This window comes from Streptomyces sp. NRRL F-5630, from assembly GCF_000719475.1.
In the GTDB taxonomy this organism is placed as follows: domain Bacteria; phylum Actinomycetota; class Actinomycetes; order Streptomycetales; family Streptomycetaceae; genus Streptomyces.
Map to the genome: position 1 here is coordinate 1 of NZ_JOGO01000170.1, position 1,376 is coordinate 1,376.

Sequence of the window (1,376 nt, forward strand, 5' to 3'; positions counted from 1 at the left end):
TGGCGGGAGTTCGCCCCCCCCCCCCGCTCGCTGGGGGGTTTGCCACGGGGGGGCACCCCCAGCCCCCCCGCCCGGTGGTACACCCCCCAGCGAGCGGGGGCGGGGGCAGACCTCCAGCCATGCGGGGGCGGGTGGCACGCCCCCCAGTTGGCTAGGCTCGCCGGACATGGAGATAGCAGTCGACGACCTGGCCGGTCCCGCCATCGCCGCCTTCCTGGAAGCCCACGTCTCGCAGCTTCGCGCCCTGTCCCCGCCCGAGAGCACCCACGCACTCGCCCTCGACGGCCTGCGCGTACCGGAAGTGACCTTCTGGACCGCGCGCGAGGAGGGCGAGATCGTCGGCTGCTGCGCCGTCAAGCGCATCGCCCCCGGACACGGCGAACTCAAGTCCATGCGCACCGATCCCGCCCGCACCCGCTCCGGCATCGCCTCCGCACTGCTGCGGCACGCGCTCGACGAGTCGCGGCGCGCCGGGCTGGAGCGCGTCAGCCTGGAGACCGGAGCGGACGACTTCTTCCTCCCGGCCCGCACGCTTTACGCCAAGTTCGGCTTCCGCCCCTGCCCGCCCTTCGGCGCCTACCGCGAGGACCCGCTCAGCGTCTTCCTTACCCGCACCCTCTGAGCCGCACGCCTCCCGCCCGCACGCCACCGTCCCGCTGTCTCTTCCCCTCTCGTCCCGCACCTCTCGCGCGTTCCGCACGTCTCGTGCCGCGTGTGGCGCGGCAGGTTATCCGCTCTTTCCACGACGCGCCGGGGATTCTCCTCAAGCCGCGCCGAAATGGTGAATCGCCCGGTGGCGCCATGGCGGCGTGCCCGGGCGGAGTGATGGACTCCTCCACGGCCTCGCCTCCGCGGGGAGCCTCCCGCTCCTGGGAGCCCCGCCGTCCGGCCCCCACCACCCCGGGGGCCGGACGGCGGGCAGGCGGGCGGCCACCGGAGGGCTGCGGCGGCGACGCGCGCCGCGCGGGGTGGAGCAGGACGAGTGACGACGAACGGGAGCGTGGACGAATGACCGAGCAGGACACGCGGGAACTGACCGGTATGTACGAGGCCCAGGACCACCTGGAGCGCCTCCGCGCCGCCCTCATCGCCGCCGGCATCAAGCTGCCGTCCCTCCGCCTCGACCTCCCCTCCTGCTCCGGAGAGGCGCAGACCCCTCTCCTCGACCTCGGCCGCGTCAACCTCGACACCGCCCGCGCCCTCACCGCCCTCGCCGAACGCGCTGCCCGCCCCGCCCCGGCCGACGCGACGAACCCCTGAGAGACGGCCGCTGCCAGGCGCGCGGCGCGAAGGCCCAGCGCTGCGTACGCCCACCGATGCGCAGGCCCCAGCGGCACAGATGCCCAGCGCGCCTCGGCCCCCCGCCCCGCCCCGGC

General features: G+C 75.1%; 2 protein-coding genes. Both read left to right on the top strand.

What is annotated here, in order from left to right; genetic code table 11:
• Positions 1-166 precede the first annotated feature (166 nt).
• Positions 167-622, top strand: coding sequence for a GNAT family N-acetyltransferase (locus IF99_RS0130155; RefSeq protein WP_031001654.1), 456 nt, complete (start codon positions 167-169; stop codon positions 620-622).
• A gap of 386 nt (positions 623-1,008) precedes the next feature.
• Positions 1,009-1,260, top strand: coding sequence for a hypothetical protein (locus tag IF99_RS0130160; RefSeq protein ID WP_031001656.1), 252 nt, complete (start codon positions 1,009-1,011; stop codon positions 1,258-1,260).
• Positions 1,261-1,376: the final 116 nt, after the last annotated feature.

Excerpts from the sequence above, each read along its gene's own strand:
- IF99_RS0130160 (WP_031001656.1), top strand. The coding sequence starts at position 1,009 with ATGACCGAGCAGGACACGCGGGAACTGACCGGTATGTACGAGGCCCAG.
- IF99_RS0130155 (WP_031001654.1), top strand. The coding sequence starts at position 167 with ATGGAGATAGCAGTCGACGACCTGGCCGGTCCCGCCATCGCCGCCTTC.